The 16,429-nt window shown below is 62.2% G+C and carries 14 protein-coding genes; 4 read left to right on the top strand and 10 right to left on the bottom strand.

The genetic code is table 11. From position 1 onward, the window contains the following. Nucleotides 1-80: 80 nt before the first annotated feature. The gene (locus tag LY284_RS28585) at nucleotides 81-3,863 is read right to left on the bottom strand and encodes a hypothetical protein (RefSeq protein WP_008348924.1); all 3,783 of its coding nucleotides are present in this window, start codon (nucleotides 3,861-3,863) and stop codon (nucleotides 81-83) included. Between the two features lie 1,051 nt (nucleotides 3,864-4,914). On the opposite strand from LY284_RS28585, the gene LY284_RS28580 reads away from it, so the two are divergent. Continuing rightward, complete coding sequence (locus LY284_RS28580; protein ID WP_233391049.1) at nucleotides 4,915-5,301, top strand: ester cyclase; 387 nt, start codon at nucleotides 4,915-4,917, stop codon at nucleotides 5,299-5,301. Nucleotides 5,302-5,317: 16 nt separating this feature from the next. Here the strand turns inward: LY284_RS28580 and LY284_RS28575 are convergent, their stop codons facing one another. From LY284_RS28575 to LY284_RS28555, 5 genes are all read right to left on the bottom strand, one after another. Further along, complete coding sequence (locus LY284_RS28575) at nucleotides 5,318-5,683, bottom strand: response regulator (protein ID WP_233389586.1); 366 nt, start codon at nucleotides 5,681-5,683, stop codon at nucleotides 5,318-5,320. Nucleotides 5,684-5,749: 66 nt separating this feature from the next. Continuing rightward, complete coding sequence (locus LY284_RS28570) at nucleotides 5,750-6,199, bottom strand: hypothetical protein (RefSeq protein ID WP_233389584.1); 450 nt, start codon at nucleotides 6,197-6,199, stop codon at nucleotides 5,750-5,752. An 83-nt stretch (nucleotides 6,200-6,282) separates the two neighbouring features. Next, nucleotides 6,283-7,011: a methyl-accepting chemotaxis protein gene (locus tag LY284_RS28565; RefSeq protein WP_233389582.1), complete on the bottom strand. Its 729-nt coding sequence runs from the start codon at nucleotides 7,009-7,011 to the stop codon at nucleotides 6,283-6,285. A 14-nt stretch (nucleotides 7,012-7,025) separates the two neighbouring features. Next, complete coding sequence (locus LY284_RS28560) at nucleotides 7,026-9,248, bottom strand: ATP-binding protein (protein WP_233389579.1); 2,223 nt, start codon at nucleotides 9,246-9,248, stop codon at nucleotides 7,026-7,028. 233 nt (nucleotides 9,249-9,481) lie between these two features. Continuing rightward, nucleotides 9,482-10,177 (bottom strand): CBS domain-containing protein, encoded by a 696-nt coding sequence (locus tag LY284_RS28555; protein ID WP_014252751.1) that lies wholly within the window; start codon nucleotides 10,175-10,177, stop codon nucleotides 9,482-9,484. 245 nt (nucleotides 10,178-10,422) lie between these two features. Here LY284_RS28555 and LY284_RS28550 point away from each other — a divergent pair, with 245 nt between their 5' ends. After that, nucleotides 10,423-11,529 (top strand): PAS domain-containing sensor histidine kinase, encoded by a 1,107-nt coding sequence (locus LY284_RS28550; protein ID WP_233389578.1) that lies wholly within the window; start codon nucleotides 10,423-10,425, stop codon nucleotides 11,527-11,529. A 69-nt stretch (nucleotides 11,530-11,598) separates the two neighbouring features. Continuing rightward, complete coding sequence (locus LY284_RS28545; RefSeq protein WP_014252753.1) at nucleotides 11,599-12,078, top strand: universal stress protein; 480 nt, start codon at nucleotides 11,599-11,601, stop codon at nucleotides 12,076-12,078. 129 nt (nucleotides 12,079-12,207) lie between these two features. On the opposite strand, the gene LY284_RS28540 is transcribed toward LY284_RS28545, so the two are convergent. From LY284_RS28540 to LY284_RS28530, 3 genes are read right to left on the bottom strand one after another with little or no spacing between them, the layout of a single operon-like run. After that, complete coding sequence (locus LY284_RS28540; protein ID WP_233389577.1) at nucleotides 12,208-12,648, bottom strand: universal stress protein; 441 nt, start codon at nucleotides 12,646-12,648, stop codon at nucleotides 12,208-12,210. A gap of 27 nt (nucleotides 12,649-12,675) precedes the next feature. Next, nucleotides 12,676-13,182, bottom strand: coding sequence for an NAD(P)H-dependent oxidoreductase (locus LY284_RS28535; RefSeq protein ID WP_233389576.1), 507 nt, complete (start codon nucleotides 13,180-13,182; stop codon nucleotides 12,676-12,678). Nucleotides 13,183-13,203: 21 nt separating this feature from the next. Next, nucleotides 13,204-14,244, bottom strand: a complete 1,041-nt coding sequence (locus LY284_RS28530; protein ID WP_077161172.1) for a zinc-dependent alcohol dehydrogenase family protein — start codon at nucleotides 14,242-14,244, stop codon at nucleotides 13,204-13,206. A gap of 187 nt (nucleotides 14,245-14,431) precedes the next feature. Between LY284_RS28530 and LY284_RS28525 the strand changes: the two genes are divergently transcribed. Further along, on the top strand, nucleotides 14,432-15,271 hold the full coding sequence (locus LY284_RS28525; RefSeq protein WP_233389575.1) for a universal stress protein: 840 nt from the start codon (nucleotides 14,432-14,434) through the stop codon (nucleotides 15,269-15,271). Between the two features lie 32 nt (nucleotides 15,272-15,303). Here LY284_RS28525 and LY284_RS28520 read toward each other — a convergent pair whose 3' ends face one another. Further along, the gene (locus LY284_RS28520) at nucleotides 15,304-16,395 is read right to left on the bottom strand and encodes a nitronate monooxygenase family protein (protein ID WP_233389574.1); all 1,092 of its coding nucleotides are present in this window, start codon (nucleotides 16,393-16,395) and stop codon (nucleotides 15,304-15,306) included. Nucleotides 16,396-16,429: the final 34 nt, after the last annotated feature.

Below are 16,429 nucleotides of genomic sequence, written 5' to 3'. Positions count from 1 at the left end.
GTCGGCGTCGGCGCATCACATCGCAGCGTCTTTCCAAAGCTCTCGCTGTTACGAACGAGACATCTGATAACGGATTCGCATTACTCGAATCTTTCGTCGCGCGCGCGCTCCTCATTCGTCTCAGACGCTCTCCGATCGACGATTTCACGTGTTAGTGCAGCTTTCGCCTCGACGATGAACGGAATAAGGTCCGTCGGAACAAGATCATCTATTGATTCCAGAAGCTTGGAATTTGCCTCCAGGATGGCCGCGTAGGATCCGCTCCAACTCGTCGGCCGAAAGCGTTCGATAAAGACAGCGACGACTTTCCGAACATCGCTCGCACGACTCAAAAGCGCCTTCGCAGTTCTGGTCCAACCAAGACTGCCATCTGATAGACGCTCGTCAAACTTGATGAGTCCAGCCGCAATCGGGAACCGCTGGTCCGCGTCCTTCTCGGACCAATTGAGCATATCGTCGGTCGACACGGCGTCGAACGGCAATGTATTCCCTTCAACCCAGTGATTGATGACTTCGGGTCTAACTTCCGGCTCTACAGCGAAAAGCGTATCGAGCACCGCTATTGGTTGAGCTTGCAACAGCGCGGTTAGCAACGAAGATGTTTCCAACCAATAAAGCCTCGACTCGGCGACCGCTGCCTTCAACTCGGAGACGACCATGCTCGTGACCTCCGCTGCCTCCTGCCCTTGCAAGCAATGCCTGATGGTCTCGATTACCTCATAGTTTGTTCGCTCACTCCATCTCTGAATCTTTATGTTTGCGAGCAATTCGCGAGCTGTCCAAAGAACGTTCTTGTCGTGGGCATCGTTCGTATAGCCGTCGAGAAACAACCGAGTGTGCAAGACATTTAGCGCGGTCGTCCATCCGTCATGGCGGGTCGCAATCGACTCGATAAGTTCTTTGAACGCAAGTCCGTCTAAAGCCCTCGTCGAATCGCTCTGAGCCAATGGCTCAAACGCCGCAACGGCGGTTCCCAAAGAAAGTGCACGCTGTAACCGACGAAGTCCCCGCTCGTCCAGTCCCACTGTGATTTGCAGCGCTGGCAAAAGGTCGCGCATGCTCGAACGCTCTACAGTGTCGTCAAGCCACTGATTAGCGAGAGCTTGGTCTCTCGCCCAGCAACTCGCCAAAACGCCGCGCGCCAACGGGACGTTCGTTGCCGCTGGCGAGCAATCGCTAGCCGACGTCACCAACCGAAGCCAAAGTGTATTGAGGTCAAGCGTTCCATCAGCGAGCCCAAGCCCAAAATCGAAAACTCTGGGGCCACCCAAGATCAATTCCGGAAGCAGGCTTTCGAAGATTTTCTCATCCTCAGCGACCGCCCGACCTAGCGCCCTCGCCAAGTCAGTCATGCGCGTGATCGCCTCGTGTGCGTCGAACTCGATGTCAAGTTCGTCCTCGCCAATGCCTAGCATGGAACCTCCCGATCCCAGGACGACCGCGCGCACCTTATCTACAAGGTGTGTAGGCGCGAGTTGGCGTTCAAGCCTTTGCAAGCCGGATTTCAGCTCTCCCGTCAGCTTATCGCCAGGAAAAGTCAGAAAACTGCGGCACGCTATCCAACCTTCCCGCCAGAAACCGCGCTTCGCAATTTCTTGGCTGAGCTGCTCAACGGTTTGACTTTGTCCCGTCATCCATAGACCACGGATATTGCTAGCGAGCAGTGACCGTATTCGAGTCGATGCCTTGTGCTCTGGGCGTGAATACCGATCGACCACTGAAAGCGCCTTCGAATACCACGCATCCCGGTCAGCGACATTTTTAGGACAATAGCCAAAATCCCGAGACCGCCCTCCGAAATCGAAGCTTTCGAACGAGGAGAAATGGATACTTTTGAGCATCTTATTCAGCGCCGCAATTCCAAGGTCGATAGCTCTTTCTTCGCGTGAGCTAAGCAAGCGTTCAATAACCGCGATTCGTTGCTCCGCCGTGGCGTGTGTACCAGAAAGATAAAGTGCAAAGAGCGACTCGAAAGTATCAGACGCTTCCTTGACAGCGGCGTGGTCAGTGGATTCGACGGCAACTCGCACCAATAGGGTAACGCTTCTCTCAAACAACTCTGCGTCGTATGCCAAAGACCACAATAGGCGGCGATAGTGATGCCACATCGCTCGCGCAGCGTCTTGATCGCCCTGCCCAAGGCGTTCAAGAGAGCCCAGCGTCGCTTCGGGTACCACAGGCGCGACATTAACGAACATCGCTGAATGGACAGAATCAAATTCTGCTATGTCCCCAAGCAATCCATCGGCCGCAAGCCAGCGCTTGACGATTGAGACGGCGGCTTGCTGCTCATGCAGATATGAAAGCCGCCGCGAGAAGGATTGAGCCAGTCGTGCCGCTCCGTCGGTGAGCAATTGCTCGGCAATCGTCTGGTAAGGTATTTCCGTTAAAGCGCGAGCGGCAAGTCGGTTCGCGATAGCGTGGGGCAAGACGGCTCGCCAAAGTCCGCGCTTTTGCAGGAGTTGGCGTTGATGCAACTCCGCAACGTAGCGATAGGTCTGTCTGGCCGTCTGGTCGGCAAGCGTCGCCAACCGGGGCAATTCCGCTTCTATACCCGTCAATGTCTCTCCGTCGAACGAGTACACGAGCGATAGAGCCTTTGCAGTGTCAAGCAAAGCTTCGTTCGAAGCGTGCCTCTGCCGGAATAGCCTTTCGAACAACTCTTCACTCGTCAGTCCCGCGATGCTCTCCGAAGCTTCGACGGTCTCGGCCAAGGCAATCGCAATACGTGCATTCCCTCCTGAAGCTTCGGCTATGCTGCGCGCATCAACCGCCGACAGGAAACCGAAGCGGCGCTTGACAAGCTTCTCGATAAGCTCGTTTGAAGACGTATCGAGGCGAACGACTCGAGTTCGTTCGGGCTGATCTTCACGAACGTCGTACTCAACCGTAATCACACTGAGCGAACACTCCGGTCCGCTGAACAGCTTGGCCAGCCGCGCATGAAGCTCAGGAGGACAGTTGTCAACAATAAGGATCGCCCGCATCCGTCTCGCCATCAAGTCTGTCGCGAGGCCGATTGGCTGCGGACTAGGATCATCGGCGAGGTCCGTGTAGATGGCCCACGACTGAGGTAACGCGCAATTTCCGACTCTGGAATCAAAGAGCGCTTGGACCAGGCGAGTCTTCCCAACACCAGAAAGCCCGACCAGTCGCACTATTCTTCCGGGTTGTGCAAGCTGCTCGCGCAGCCTGTCGATGCCGTCGGAAAGTTGGCACGACGCGCTCGCCGCACTGTCACCAAAATGCAAACGCAGCTTGTCGTCGAGCAGATATTCAGCGTCTCGGGATTCTGCTGCACCGCTCCAGGCGCCATACGCTTGCCACCCGGTCACCGATCTGCCAATTTTGGCTCTCACCCAAGCAATGACGCCGGCGTGGCATCGAACCCATGACGCTAACCGTGTGCGGTCGTAGAAATCGGTGTGTAGCGCTTCTGCACCGGGAACATCGTTCAATGCTTCCCGCATGGCCGAGCGGCGAGCCTCCAACGCGCTGTACGCGACTGAGCCCTGTGAGCTTACGATGACGTACCCGCCTTTTGCCAAAGCCAGCTTCTCGATAGACGGCCTCACGACGCCTGCAGGACGCATCTCTTTCAGAATTGCCGCTCGGGGCATATCGGGCGTTTTGACCTGGAAGCCCGTGACACCTCGAGGGACAAACCCATCGATTAGCGTCCCGTCCGGCAGGTCTACCTTGACGTCCAAACCACCGTCGGCAGCTGTCTGCGCGCCACCCCAAGTGACAGCCGCTGGCGACAAGCTGTGGAGGGTTAACTCGGCTTCGCACAACCGTGCAACCAGTTCGCGCAAATCAACGTCGTTGAGTTGTTCAACGTCGGCGGGCGAGATATCGAACATGACGGAATTCTGAAATGATGAGGCACGATTTTACGATGCTCGCAGACCGACGTAATCGCTACCTGGCTAGCTGCCCCTCTGCATGCCACCCGACAGCCTCAACATCCAACAAATCGCAACAACGCGGCTTCCCAATTTTGCCTTCACAACCCACGCACACGCTATCGGATAGAACCGCTCGCTTAACTCGAACTCCACGCACGTATCGAGATATTCATCGTCTCCAAACTCTGGCTCTAACTCAAGCCGCCAAGGCTTGATTCAGCGGTCCGTTTCGGATACCGACCAAGCGACAGACAGCAGCGACTTTGCGTGAGAGTGCATCTGCGGGCCTTGCCCCCCAGAGGGTGCGTAGTTGTTCCACGTATTCAAACGCACGTGAGATGATAGCGGCACATGGTGCTCGTCTCGCCGGCATTACGCCGATGACCGGCTCGTAGACCATGCAAGAGATAACGACGCTGGCTCAAGAAGGTAAACGCATTCGAAGAACACGGTGCGATCCGGTCGTCATCGCAGCGGGTCCAACGTCCGAGCAAATGCGAAGATGAACGCAAGCCCCGCTCGCCTTTTTGCGCGATCGTTCCCGGCTCAGCATATCGCACCGTTGAGCCAGTCAATGCTGCACTACTGAGCTAAGGCAGAACCGCGGTATGTAGTTTCTGGTTCTTAGACTGCGTTTAAGCCGTTCGCACCGGCGCGAACGGCTTAAACGCATGGACGTGATGTCATTTGCCTTTTGTCGCGAACAACACGGCGCGCCAGTTGAGCTTGTCTAGGTGAGCCCTATTAAGTTCAGAACAGATTCTGTTTGCAAGTTTGAGCAAGGAAGTGTCAAGGGTGAGTTCAGATTTATTTGCCCAGACAGCTTGCATGCGCTTTTAAAAAGATCAATCAAATCAGCTATCTAGATGTTTTCCGAAGAACAGATTTTGTTTGCACGCTAGCACCGGGCTCTTTTGGGCAGCCGTACACTGCCCTCACGACTTCGACCGCGGGCCGCGCCTCGCGCGAGGCCGCTTATCGCAAAGCTATCGCAGACAAGGACAACATGAACACATCAGCGCTTTCGGATCTCTATCGTGCATACATCGCCTGCTTGAATGCGCGAGACTGGCAGAAGCTCGGCACGTTCGTACATGACAACCTGCACTACAACGGACGTGCGCTCACAGTCGATGACTACCGGGCGATGCTGGAAAGAGATGTCCGCGAGATTCCCGATCTTGTCTTTGACATTCAACTGTTGATTGCACAGCCGCCGCTCATCGCGTGCCGATTGCAGTTCGAATGCACGCCGAAGTCGCGTTTCTTCGGCCTCGACATCGACGGCAAGCGCGTGTCGTTTTGCGAGAACGTGTTTTATGAATTCCGCGATGGAAAAATAGAACGCGTATGGTCAGTCATCGATAAAGCCGCGATCGAGGCACAACTCTAGCGCGTAGCGTCTCTGCTCACGAGGCCAGTTTCGTGAATGTCGCAATCACCGCGTCGCCCTTGAACGGCTTGACGATCCATCCTTTCACGCCCGCTGCCTTGCCACGTTCCTTCATCGCCGGGCTGCTTTCGGTCGTGAGCATGATCACATTGACCGTCTGATTCGCAAGCTCGCCGCGAATCTTCTCGACCATCGTCAGGCCGTCCATGTTCGGCATGTTCACATCGCTGACGGTGAGGCGAATGCCCGCATCCGCGCGCAACTTCGCGAGGCCGTCCTTGCCGTCCACGGCAGTCGCCACGTCGAGTCCGTTGTTCTTCAGGAAGCCCGCGACTTCATCGCGAACCGTGCTGGAATCGTCCACTATCAAAACCTTGGCCATGAGTGCTTATCCTTGCGCCTCGGAGGCGCGTGTCATTTCGAATTGTGTTGCTTGATGTTGCTTACGTCAGAACAGTTCGAGTTCGCCTTCGCCCTGCTCTTCCATCTCGCCCGACGAAAAGTCAATCGCCGCCTTCGCGCACACGCAAAGCGTGACGCCCAGGCGCGCCGATTCGCACGGCCGCAGGTCATAGAACCAGACGTGATCGGGCCTGAGTTCGTCGATGAAGTCGATGCAGCGGCTGCTCAACGCATACGGCGTGGACATGCCGAGATCGGGAAAATGCGCGATCAATTGCTGATTCATCGAGCCGCAGCACAGGTTGACGAGTTCCATCAGACCATCGGAGAGAGACCGGTTATCGTCCGTGCCGGGATAACATGCGCGCGTCGCGGCATCATCCGCGTAGTGCAGAACGAAAAGCATACGGAATGTGAACGACGATATCGTCAGCACCAGCGCATTGGGCTGCAGCGTGTCGCGATGCCGCGCCGCGTCGACTTGTGTGATCTCCATGCCCGCATGTTCTCGCGGACTCAGCCGCGAAACCGCGGCATGCTCGAATATCTGTTCGATACTGCGCTTCGCCTCGTCTGAAATCACGCGGCCGCCTTTTCGATCGTCGATTGAAACCGGCCCGCGAGCATCTCGACGCTACCGAGCGAAGCGGTGATCATCTTGCCGCCCGCCTGAATGTCCTGAAACGTCGCGGCAGTCGTCAGGTCGTTGCGCAGCAGACTGTCGCGATAGCTCTTCGACAACTCCTGCGAACGCGAGGCCAGCGCACGCACTTCGCTCGCGACAATGGAAAATCCACGCCCCGCCGCGCCCGCGCGCGCCGCCTCGATGGAAGCATTCAGCGACACGATCAGCACGTGCTGCACGATCGACGAAAGCTCCTGATTCTTCGTGTGCATGTCGCGGTTCTGCGCCATCAGCGAGATCATCTGTTCATGCCAGCGCTCGAAGGTGAGCGAGAGCGCTTTGAGCCGCGCGGCTTCATCGGCGATACCGGACGCTTGCCGCAGCCATTCGTCCGCCTGCGCATGCGCCGCATCGAGTTTGAGCCGCAAGTCCTCGCGCTCCGCTTGCGCGCGATCGAGCCTGCTTTGCAGCGATGCGGCCAGGCCCGTCATGCCATCGGCGCGCTCGCTGCACGCTTTCAATTCGTCGCGATGCGGCGCATCGATCGCTTCGAGCCGCTGCCGCACCGCCTCCACTTGCGCAAGCTGCTCGCCAAGACGCCTGTTTCTGCCGTGTCGTGCCCAAACCAGAAACGCCACGACGATCAACGCGCCCACGCAGGCCGCCATCCACTTGTACTCCATTGCAATCACCTTCTTTATCCAGTCACGGCTTGCGTGTTTTCAACGGCTACATGCACGGGCAAAGCGACTACGGTTTCGAACATGCGATACGCGGTGCCACATTCCTCGTCCGTAAAGCGCAACGCAATGCGCCCGCCCTCGCGCGCGACGAACTCGCGCACGGCGTCCATGCCGACGCCGCGTCCCGATACTTCGGTCACGCTTTGCGCCGTCGAGAATCCCGCGCGGAAAATGAACTCCGCGAGTGCTTCATCGGCAACGTGCGCGCGCGCGTCGATCCAGCCGCGTTCGATCGCTTTCGCGCGGATCTTGCCGAGCGCAAGTCCACGGCCATCGTCGGCAAGCGCGATGCGCAACGCATCGTCCACGATCTGCGCTTCGATCCGGATGCTGCCCGCCGCCGTCTTGCCGAGCGCGACGCGTTCACTCGCGGTCTCGATGCCGTGGTCGATGCTGTTGCGCAAGAGATGCGTGAAGACGTTCGCGAGCGGGTCCGAAAGCGCCTTGCCGATGCGGCAGCCGTGATCGTCGATGTCGACGCGCGGCGCTTCCTTGCCGAGTTCCCGCGCCAGCGAAGGCAACGATCGAAGCGGCGCATCGAGCGCGCTTTCGACGCTCTCCGTCGAATCGCTCGCCGCATCGTCGCGCGCGCCCGTTGTCTTGCGGCCGAGACTGACCTCGTTGACGGTCGCATAACTTTGCAGCGCCGCTTTCACGCGGTCGAGATCGGCGATCATGTCCTCGCGGTTCCAGTGCGCATTGCCGTCCGGCTGGCGCAGCGCGTCGTAACGCTGCTCGGTATCGTGCACGACGCCCGTCAGATGCTGAAGGCTATAGGTGCGCGCATTGCCCTTCACGGTATGCATGTTGCGGAACAATTGCGCGATCGCTTCCTTGCTCGGAATATCGTGCTCGCGAATGATGCGCTCGTTCTCGCCGACAAAACTCGTCGCGCTCTGCATGAAGCGCTCGAACTTCTCCTGGCTGATCGCGAGCACCTCGCCGATCATGTCGAGCCTGCGCCGCTGCTCGCCCGCTTCGGCCGCGAGCGCTTTCAGCTCCGTCACGTGGCGCACGCACAGCATGAGGCGCGCGATCACGCCTTCCTCGTTCGTGATCGCGGACCAGCTCAGATCGAGCACTTTGCTTCTGCCATCGCCCATGTGCTTGACGACTTCATCGGCGAGCAGATGCCGGTTGAAATCGAAGTTCATGATGTCTTCGCCGAGACATGAATCGATGGCCGCAGCCACTTGCGCCAGCGCGTCGCTGCCTATGTTCGTGTTGCGGAACACGACATCCATCACCGGGCGGCCCGCGAGATCGCGCGTTTCGAAAATGGCTTCGAGAAACGCGGAGTATTCCGGATGAATCGCCGCGCCCGGCACCACTGTGAGAATGCCCTGCGGCATGTTCTGCAACATCGCCTGAATGTCGGCGGTGCGCTGCTTCAACTGAAGCGAGCTTTCCTGAATCTTCGCGATCATGCCGTTGAACGCGACGATCGAGCAGCCGATCTCGTCCATGCGTTCCACCGGCACGCGGCGCGTGAAGTCCTGGCTCGATGCGATCTCGCTCATCATCGTCTGCATGCGCGAAAGCGGCAGCGAAATCTGCCGATAGAGCAACACGCTGATGCCGACGAGAATCGCGACCGCCACGCCCGTCGCCGCCGCGAGGGTCACGCTCGTCGTCGCGAGCGCGTCGTTCAGCGTGTCGATAGCGGCGTCCTTCTGACGGTCCTTCTCGATGCGCAAAGTCTCGACGATGCCCTGAAGCTCGTCCTTGTACTGCGCGACGTTCGCGAACAGAAAGGCCTGCGCCAATGCGCTCTTGCCGGCTTCCTGCATCTGCCCGGTTTGTTTGATCGCGTCGAAGTAATTCGCGAGACTTTCGCGTGCCTGCGCGACGAGGCCCTTTTGCGCGGGGCTGGCAGCGGCCTTTTCCTGAAGATCGAGCGCGCCCTTGAGCGTGTTTTCGCGCGTGGCGAGCAGCTCGCGCGCCTGCGCGGCGATCTGTGCATCGGGCGCGTAGACGAGCGTCATCGTCGCGATCTGCACGTCCTTGACCTGCGAAACGAGATCGGCCGAAGCGAGCGCGCTCGGCACGACGCCTTGCGTGACCTGATGCACTTCCTCTGAACTGTCGCGAGTCTGCTTGACGGCATAGCCGCCGATCGCAGCGAGCGCCGTCAGCATCAGGACGACGAGCAAGACTATGCGATGACGTATGGTCATGTGTGAATCCCCGGTTTCGTGGCGATACGTGTCGCGGTGAGCGACCGGCCCGTTGCTGTGTCATGCGGGTTCGGGCGCCGGGGATTATTCGATTCAGGCGTGACAGGTGCGTGACATGACGCGGGTTTACCCCGCAAATTCCTCTTTAGTGGTTTTCCTCTTCATTCTTATACGCGGCGACATCGCGGGACGCTAAAGAAAGCCCCGGCGATGCCGTTAACTCTTCCGCTCCATCAAAGTCCCGGCATGATCGGATAAGGAATCGTGTGATCCACCACGCGCTTCACGCCCGGAATGCTTTCCGACGCGATCCGCATGGCGTCGAGCTGATCGCCCGACCATACCGTTCCCCACAGATGCACGATGCCGTCCTTCACGACGATATCGCGTCCGGGAAACGCCCAGCCGCGCCCCGCGAGATCGCCCATCAGCATTGCGCGAATTTCGGCGTCGCTGGCCCGCGCGTCGGGCGCGGACTCGACCACGAGCGCCGATGCCAGCGCCTGCACCAGATTCGACCGGCTGACGATGCCGACGAGCCGCCCCTCGCGCAACACCGGCACGCGCTTGATGTGACGGCTTTCGAGCACCGCGGCGATCTCCGCGAGCGAGGTGTCTTCGCTCACGCACACCGGATCGCGGCTCATGATCTCGCCCACCGTGCGCGCATGCGACTTGATGTAGTCGGCCGCGCCGCCATCGGAGAGCATGTCGAGCCACCATGCGCGGCGGCGTACCTCTTTCTCGGTGCCGATCTCTTCGCGGCGTAGCAGATCGCCCTCGCTGATCACGCCGATCACATACCCGTCCTTGTCGACGACGGGCGCCGCGCTGATATGGTGCTGCACGAGCAGCTTCGCCAGTTCATGAATCGTCGTTTCGGGCGCCACGGAAACGACGCTGGAAGTCATTACGTCACGTGCTTGCATCACAGACTCCGGATGGTGGGAATGTCGGTCGAGCTTGTCTGCTCCGGACTTGCGGGAGCACGCAATCACTTTACGGACGCTCGCCCTTTTCACGATTGACCTGAGTCAAACGCCGCGAATTCGCCGCAGTGTCCCGATGTCGCAGCCGCGCGTGACGGATTTTCCCCGTGCGACTACACTGGGACGCAGCAAAAAGTGGCGGCGCTCCCCAGCCCGTGACAGAACCTTGCCACCGGAGATTCGCGATGCGCACGCCTGACGGTACGCCCGACAATCCCGCCGCCGCCTCGCCGCTGCAATCCGACGCGCATTTCCGCCTGCTGGTCGAATCCGTCGAGGACTACGCCATCTTCCTGCTGGACGCGCAGGGCCGCGTCGCGACCTGGAACAACGGCGCGAAACGCATCAAGGGCTATGACGCGCAGGACATCGTCGGCCGGCACTTTTCGGTCTTCTATCCGCCGGAAGATATCGCGGCCGGCAAGCCGCAAAAGGAACTGGCCGCCGCGGCGCTCACGGGCCGTGTCGAGGACGAAGGCTGGCGCGTGCGCCGCGATTCGACGCGCTTCTGGGCCAATGTCGTCATCACCGCGCTGCGCGATGCGCAGGGCGCGCTGATTGGCTTCGCCAAGGTCACGCGCGACATGACCGACCGCCTGCGCCTGGCCGAACTGCAACATGCGCGCGCGTTGTCGGCGCACGTTCAGACGGCGCTGGAAAACGAGCGCGCATCGATTGCGCGGGAGCTGCACGACGATCTCGGGCAACAGCTCGCCGCGCTCAAGATGCAGCTCGCCACGCTCGATGCGAACCCCGGCGCGGACGGCTTCGCGCGGCACGCGCTGACGCAAACGCGCGCGATGGAAACGCAGATCGACACGGTCATCGCCTCGGTCCGACGGATCGCGGCGGGGTTGCGACCGCCGGTGCTCGACGACCTCGGCCTGTTCGCCGCCATCGACTGGCTCGTCAACGACTTTCGCCGCCGTTACGGGATTCGCATCGATCTGGACATCGGCGGTGAGGAGGCCGAATTCGACGCGGCGGCGTCCACCTCCATATTCCGGCTCGTGCAGGAAGCGCTCACCAATGTCGTGCGGCATGCGCAGGCGAGCAAAGTGCGCATCGTCATGACGTGCGCGGCGGATCGCTGCACCTTGTCCGTCGAGGACGACGGGCGCGGTGCCGCGCTCGACCAGCCGCGCGCGGCCAGCGCTTTCGGCCTGCTCGGCATGGGCGAGCGCGTGCGGCAGCTTGGCGGCGTCATCGCGTTTCGCAGCGCGCCGGGCGAAGGCTTTCGCATCGATGTCGATATTCCGCTCGACGGGCTCGCCCCACGCGCGTCCGGTTGATCCAGGTCAACGCCGTCCGATGCGAATCGACGCATCGTCTTCGCATGCCATCCACTCAGGGAGTTCGCCATGTACAGCCGCATACTCGCGCCGATCGATGGGAGCGCGACCTCCGCGCACGCGTTCGACGAGGCGATCAGGATCGCGCGCGCCGGCAATGCGGTTCTGCAGGCGCTCTATGTGGTCGACCTGCACCCGGTCGTCTATGACGCCACGGCCGCGTTCTATCCCGACATCCGCCGGACGCTGCTCGAAGAAGGTCATCGCCTGACTTCGGAAGCGGTGCAGCGCATGGCGCGCGAGGGCGTGTCGGGCGCGCCGCGCATCGCCGAGCTTTCGCTGACGGGCGACGACATCGCCGCGTGCATCGCGCGGTGCGCCGAAGACTTCGGGGCCGAACTCGTGGTCATGGGCACGCACGGGCGCCGCGGCTGGCGGCGGCTCGTGCTGGGCAGCGTCGCCGAGGGCTTCATGCGGGTGGCGCGCTGTCCGGTCCTGCTCGTGCCGGGACGCGAGGCGGAACAGGCCGCTGAAACGTCAGCCGGCTGAGCGCATGCCGCGCATGACGCGCGAGGAAATCGGCAGCTATCCCTGACAGCCGCATGTTTTCCCGGCTGCAGAAGATGGGCGTGGTCGATGCGCGCATCGTCGATCAGGCGGCGCTCAAGAGCGTGTGACTCAGGTTTGCGACCCGCTACGCATGAGCAGCACCGCGCACGTCGAGCGCCGCAGAAACGCTTCGGCGACGCTGCCGAGCACGAGCCGCGTCAGGCCGCCGCGCCCGTGCGTGCCCATCACGACGAGATCGGCGTGCATGTGTTCCGCGCAGCGCTGCAGCGTGAGGGCGATGGAATCGTCCGGCGTGCGGGTTTCCTCCAGCGTCGAATCGCACGCGATGCCCGCTTCGCGCAGCCGTTCCTGCGCGGCGTTCAGCACGCGTTGCGCCGCGCCCTGCACCTGCCGCCGGTAGTGGACCGGATACGACGCCAGCGCCGACGTATCCGAAACGTGCACGAGGCGCACGCACGTGCCCGGCGAGGCGCCGATGCGCAGCACTTCGTCGAGCGCCCGCTGCGACGATTCGCTGCCGTCGAGCGCAACCAGGATATTCCGATACATGACGATTCCGGCTCGCGCGCGTCGCGCTCAAACCGCCCATTCGAGATTGTCGATGCGCGCGAGCTTGCGCCCGATGCGCTCCACGAAGGTATCCATGACGCGGCGCTGATCCTTCGCGCCGTGCGCGGCCGTGAGCGCGCAGCGCGCGACCGGCTGCTTTCCGGCGAGCTGCGCCATTTCCCTGAAAGCGCCGGCATCGCCGCGCATGTGCTGCGTGCAGAGAAACGCGACGTGCGGCAGCCTGCGCCGGTTGGCGGCGAGCCACGCACGCACTGGCGCGCTCACCCGCCCCGCCCAGACCGGCGTGCCGATGACGACGATCTCATAGGCCGCGATATCGCGCTGAAGCGGATTCAAGGCCACGTCGCGCGCGAAAAGCGTATCGAGCATCGCGCGCACGCAACCCGTCGCGCCAGAGCGATCGACCGGCTCGGTGATCGCTTCGAAGTCGGCGTGAAGGCGCACGGCCAGTTCCGTGGCCGCGGCGTGCGTCGTGCCGCCGCGCGAGTAGCACACCACCAGCACTTTCGACATGATTCCTCTCCCTGTGCGGCGTCACGCCATCTCGATGATGACCTTCAGCGCGCCCGTCTCGGCCGCCTTGCTGAAGGTGTCGTAGGCATCGAGCACACGGTCCAGCGTGAAGCGATGCGTGATGAGCTGCTTCGGCTTCAGACGGCCCGCGCGCACGGTCTTGAGAAGCATCGGCGTGCTGACCGTGTCGACGAGCCGCGTCGTGATGGCGATGTTGCGATCCCACAGCGTCTCCAGATGCAGATCGGCCTTGACGCCGTGCACGCCCACGTTGGCGATGGTCCCGCCCGCCGCGACGATCGCCTGGCACAGCTCGAACGACGCCGGCACGCCGACCGCTTCCACGGCGCAGTCCACGCCCGCACCGTCGGTGAGGCGCAGCGTCTCGGCCGCCGGGTCCGTCTGCGCGATATCGATGCACGCGCTCGCGCCGAAGGTCCGCGCGACTTCGAGACGGTGCTTGTCGCGATCGATCATGATGATCTGCGCCGGCGCGTAGAACTGCGCCGTGAGCAGGGCCGCGAGGCCGATCGGTCCCGCGCCGACGATCGCGACCGTGCTCCCCGGCTGAACGCGGCCGTTGAGCACGCCGCATTCGAAGCCCGTCGGCAGGATGTCCGAGAGCATGACGAGCGCTTCTTCCTCGACGCCGGGCGGCACGCGATAGAGGCTCGTATCCGCATGCGGGATGCGCACGTATTCGGCCTGCGTGCCGTCGATCTTGTTGCCGAGAATCCAGCCGCCCGTCGCGCAGTGCGAATACATGCCGCGCCGGCACGCCTCGCATTTGCCGCACGACGAGATGCACGAGATCAGCACGCGATCGCCCGGCCCGAACGCGGACACCGCCGCGCCGACCTGCTCGACCACGCCCACGCCTTCGTGCCCCAGCACGCGGCCCGGCTCGCAGCTCGGCACGTCGCCTTTGAGGATATGCAGATCGGTGCCGCAGATGGTCGTGTGCGTCACGCGCACGATCGCGTCGGTGGCGGCGGCGAGCGTCGGCGCGGGACGCTCGTCGAGCGATTTCTTTCCCGGACCGTGATAGACCAGTGCCTTCATCTTCGAGCTCCTCTCGCGTGGAATGCGGTGAGTGGGACGGGCCCACTCTATTCCCGCGAGCGCTCCGGCGATTGACCTGAGTCAAACGATGCGCGATGCCGCGCGCCGTTGATCTGAGTCAATCGCTTGGCGTAGCCGCGTTCTTAAACTCGACCTCGTTCGAACCGCACTCTCAAGGAGCCGTGCGATGAGCTACAAGACGATTCTCGTGCACCTCGACACCAGCGTGCGCGCGCACCCCCGTCTCGAAACGGCGCTGCAACTGGCCCGGCGTTTCGATGCCTATGTGATCGGCCTGTTCGCGGTCTTCGAGCCGAGCCCGCACGCATTCACGGTGATGGCGGGATCGGCTGAGTACTACCGCGAGCATGCGGCCGTGCGGCGCGAGCAGCGCGGCGCGATCGAGCGGATCTTTCGGGCGGAACTGACGCGCGCGGGGGTTTCGGGAGAATGGATCGAGACGCAGGAACGGCCGGGATTTTTCGTGCCGCGTCATGCGGGCCGCGCGGACCTCGTGATCGCCGGGCAGAGCGACCCGAGCGATCCCGAGTCCTACGTGGGCGAGCACTTTCCGGAGACGCTCGTCATGTCGTCGGGGCGTCCGGTGCTGCTGATGCCCTACGCGGGGTTCTTCGCCGACGTGGGCAAGCGCCCGATGATCGCCTGGGACGGCAGCCGCGAAGCGTCGCGCGCGGTTCACGACGCCCTGCCGCTTCTGAAGACCGCGGAGCACGTGAGCATCGCGAGCATCCGCAAGGTGCGGGACGAGATGACCGGCGAGTGCGTATCCGGCGCGGATATCGCGGCGAGCCTCGCGCGGCATGGCGTGAAGGCGGATGTGTTCGTGGGCGAGCGCGCCCCCGATACATCGGCGGGCGAACTGCTGCTGTCACGCGCCGCCGACATCGAAGCGGACCTCGTCGTCATGGGCGGCTATGGCCACGCGCGCTGGGAAGAACGCGTGCTCGGCGGTGTGACGCAGACATTCCTTTCGTCGATGACCCTGCCGGTGTTGATGTCGCATTGAAGCGGGGTCATGCGGCTGCACATCGCGGACGATCAGCGCGCCCCATACCGCTGCAAGCCCGCGATGCTCTCCTCAAGCTCAGCCTGCAGCCGCGCCATCAGTTCGGCGGCGGGCAACTCGCGCACGAGCGCAGCGGCCTGTCCCGCCCATTGCGCGCCGTAACCGAACTCATCCTTCGCCTTGGCCGCCGCGTGCAGCGCTTTGCCCGCATCGTATGTCACCGGATAGGCGGGAATCGCGGGCGCTTGCGGGTCGCGGCCCAGTTCCGTGAACCTGTTGACGAGACTGCGTGCCTTGCGCCCCGAGATCGCCGACGTGAACGTCGTGCGGTTGGCGGCCTCGCTCAGAATGGCGCGCCGGTATCCGGCATCGATCGATGTCTCCGTGCACGGCACGAACGCCGTGCCGAGCTGCGCCGCCTGCGCGCCGAGCGCGAGCGCCGCCGCAATGCCCGCGCCGTCCATGATGCCACCCGACGCGATCACCGGCACGTCGAACCGGCTGGCGAGCAGGCGCGTGAGCGCGAAGACGCCCAGGTTGTCGTCGTCGGCTTGCGGGTCGAAGATGCCGCGATGCCCGCCCGCTTCGATGCCCTGCGCGACGATCGCATCCATGCCCGCCGCCGCGACCCGTTCCGCCTCGCGAACATTGGTCGCGGACGCGATCAACGTGATGCCCGCGCCGCGCAAGGCGTCGATATACTCCTTCGACGGCAAGCCGAAATGAAAGCTCACGACCGCCGGCTTCTCTTCGACGAACACCTTCAGCATCGCTTCATCGACGACGAAGCTCGTATAGATCTCGTTCAGCTTCTCCGGCGGCGTCGCGCCGAATTGCGCGAAGACAGGTGCGAGCCACGCGTTCCATGCTTTTTCGACCGCGGCGTCGGCCTTCGCGGGCGCGTGACAGAACACGTTGACGTTGAACGGCTTGCCGGTCAGCGCGCGCGTCTCGCGGATCGTCTTGCGCGCGCCCTCGGCGTTCATCGCACCGACGCCGAGCGAGCCGAGCCCGCCCGCGTTCGATACGGCCGCCGCGAGCGCGGGCGTGGTCACGCCGGCCATCGGCGCCTGAATGATCGGCGTATCGATGCCGAGTCGCGATAACAATGCGTTCTTGCTCATGACTGTGCGTCCTGTAATCGTTGCTTGCGTTGCC

The sequence above is a fragment of the Caballeronia sp. PC1 genome (genome assembly GCF_021353155.1).
Classification (GTDB): Bacteria; Pseudomonadota; Gammaproteobacteria; order Burkholderiales; family Burkholderiaceae; genus Caballeronia; species Caballeronia cordobensis.
This window is presented reverse-complemented; position numbering and strand designations above follow the sequence as displayed.

Bases quoted from the DNA above. Each gene is read 5' to 3' on its own strand.
- LY284_RS28550 (WP_233389578.1), top strand. From the start codon at position 10,423: ATGCGCACGCCTGACGGTACGCCCGACAATCCCGCCGCCGCCTCGCCG.
- LY284_RS28555 (WP_014252751.1), bottom strand. From the start codon at position 10,177: ATGCAAGCACGTGACGTAATGACTTCCAGCGTCGTTTCCGTGGCGCCC.
- LY284_RS28585 (WP_008348924.1), bottom strand. From the start codon at position 3,863: ATGTTCGATATCTCGCCCGCCGACGTTGAACAACTCAACGACGTTGAT.
- LY284_RS28530 (WP_077161172.1), bottom strand. From the start codon at position 14,244: ATGAAGGCACTGGTCTATCACGGTCCGGGAAAGAAATCGCTCGACGAG.
- LY284_RS28575 (WP_233389586.1), bottom strand. From the start codon at position 5,683: ATGGCCAAGGTTTTGATAGTGGACGATTCCAGCACGGTTCGCGATGAA.
- LY284_RS28520 (WP_233389574.1), bottom strand. From the start codon at position 16,395: ATGAGCAAGAACGCATTGTTATCGCGACTCGGCATCGATACGCCGATC.
- LY284_RS28535 (WP_233389576.1), bottom strand. From the start codon at position 13,182: ATGTCGAAAGTGCTGGTGGTGTGCTACTCGCGCGGCGGCACGACGCAC.
- LY284_RS28545 (WP_014252753.1), top strand. From the start codon at position 11,599: ATGTACAGCCGCATACTCGCGCCGATCGATGGGAGCGCGACCTCCGCG.
- LY284_RS28565 (WP_233389582.1), bottom strand. From the start codon at position 7,011: ATGGAGTACAAGTGGATGGCGGCCTGCGTGGGCGCGTTGATCGTCGTG.
- LY284_RS28580 (WP_233391049.1), top strand. From the start codon at position 4,915: ATGAACACATCAGCGCTTTCGGATCTCTATCGTGCATACATCGCCTGC.
- LY284_RS28560 (WP_233389579.1), bottom strand. From the start codon at position 9,248: ATGACCATACGTCATCGCATAGTCTTGCTCGTCGTCCTGATGCTGACG.
- LY284_RS28570 (WP_233389584.1), bottom strand. From the start codon at position 6,199: ATGGAGATCACACAAGTCGACGCGGCGCGGCATCGCGACACGCTGCAG.
- LY284_RS28540 (WP_233389577.1), bottom strand. From the start codon at position 12,648: ATGTATCGGAATATCCTGGTTGCGCTCGACGGCAGCGAATCGTCGCAG.
- LY284_RS28525 (WP_233389575.1), top strand. From the start codon at position 14,432: ATGAGCTACAAGACGATTCTCGTGCACCTCGACACCAGCGTGCGCGCG.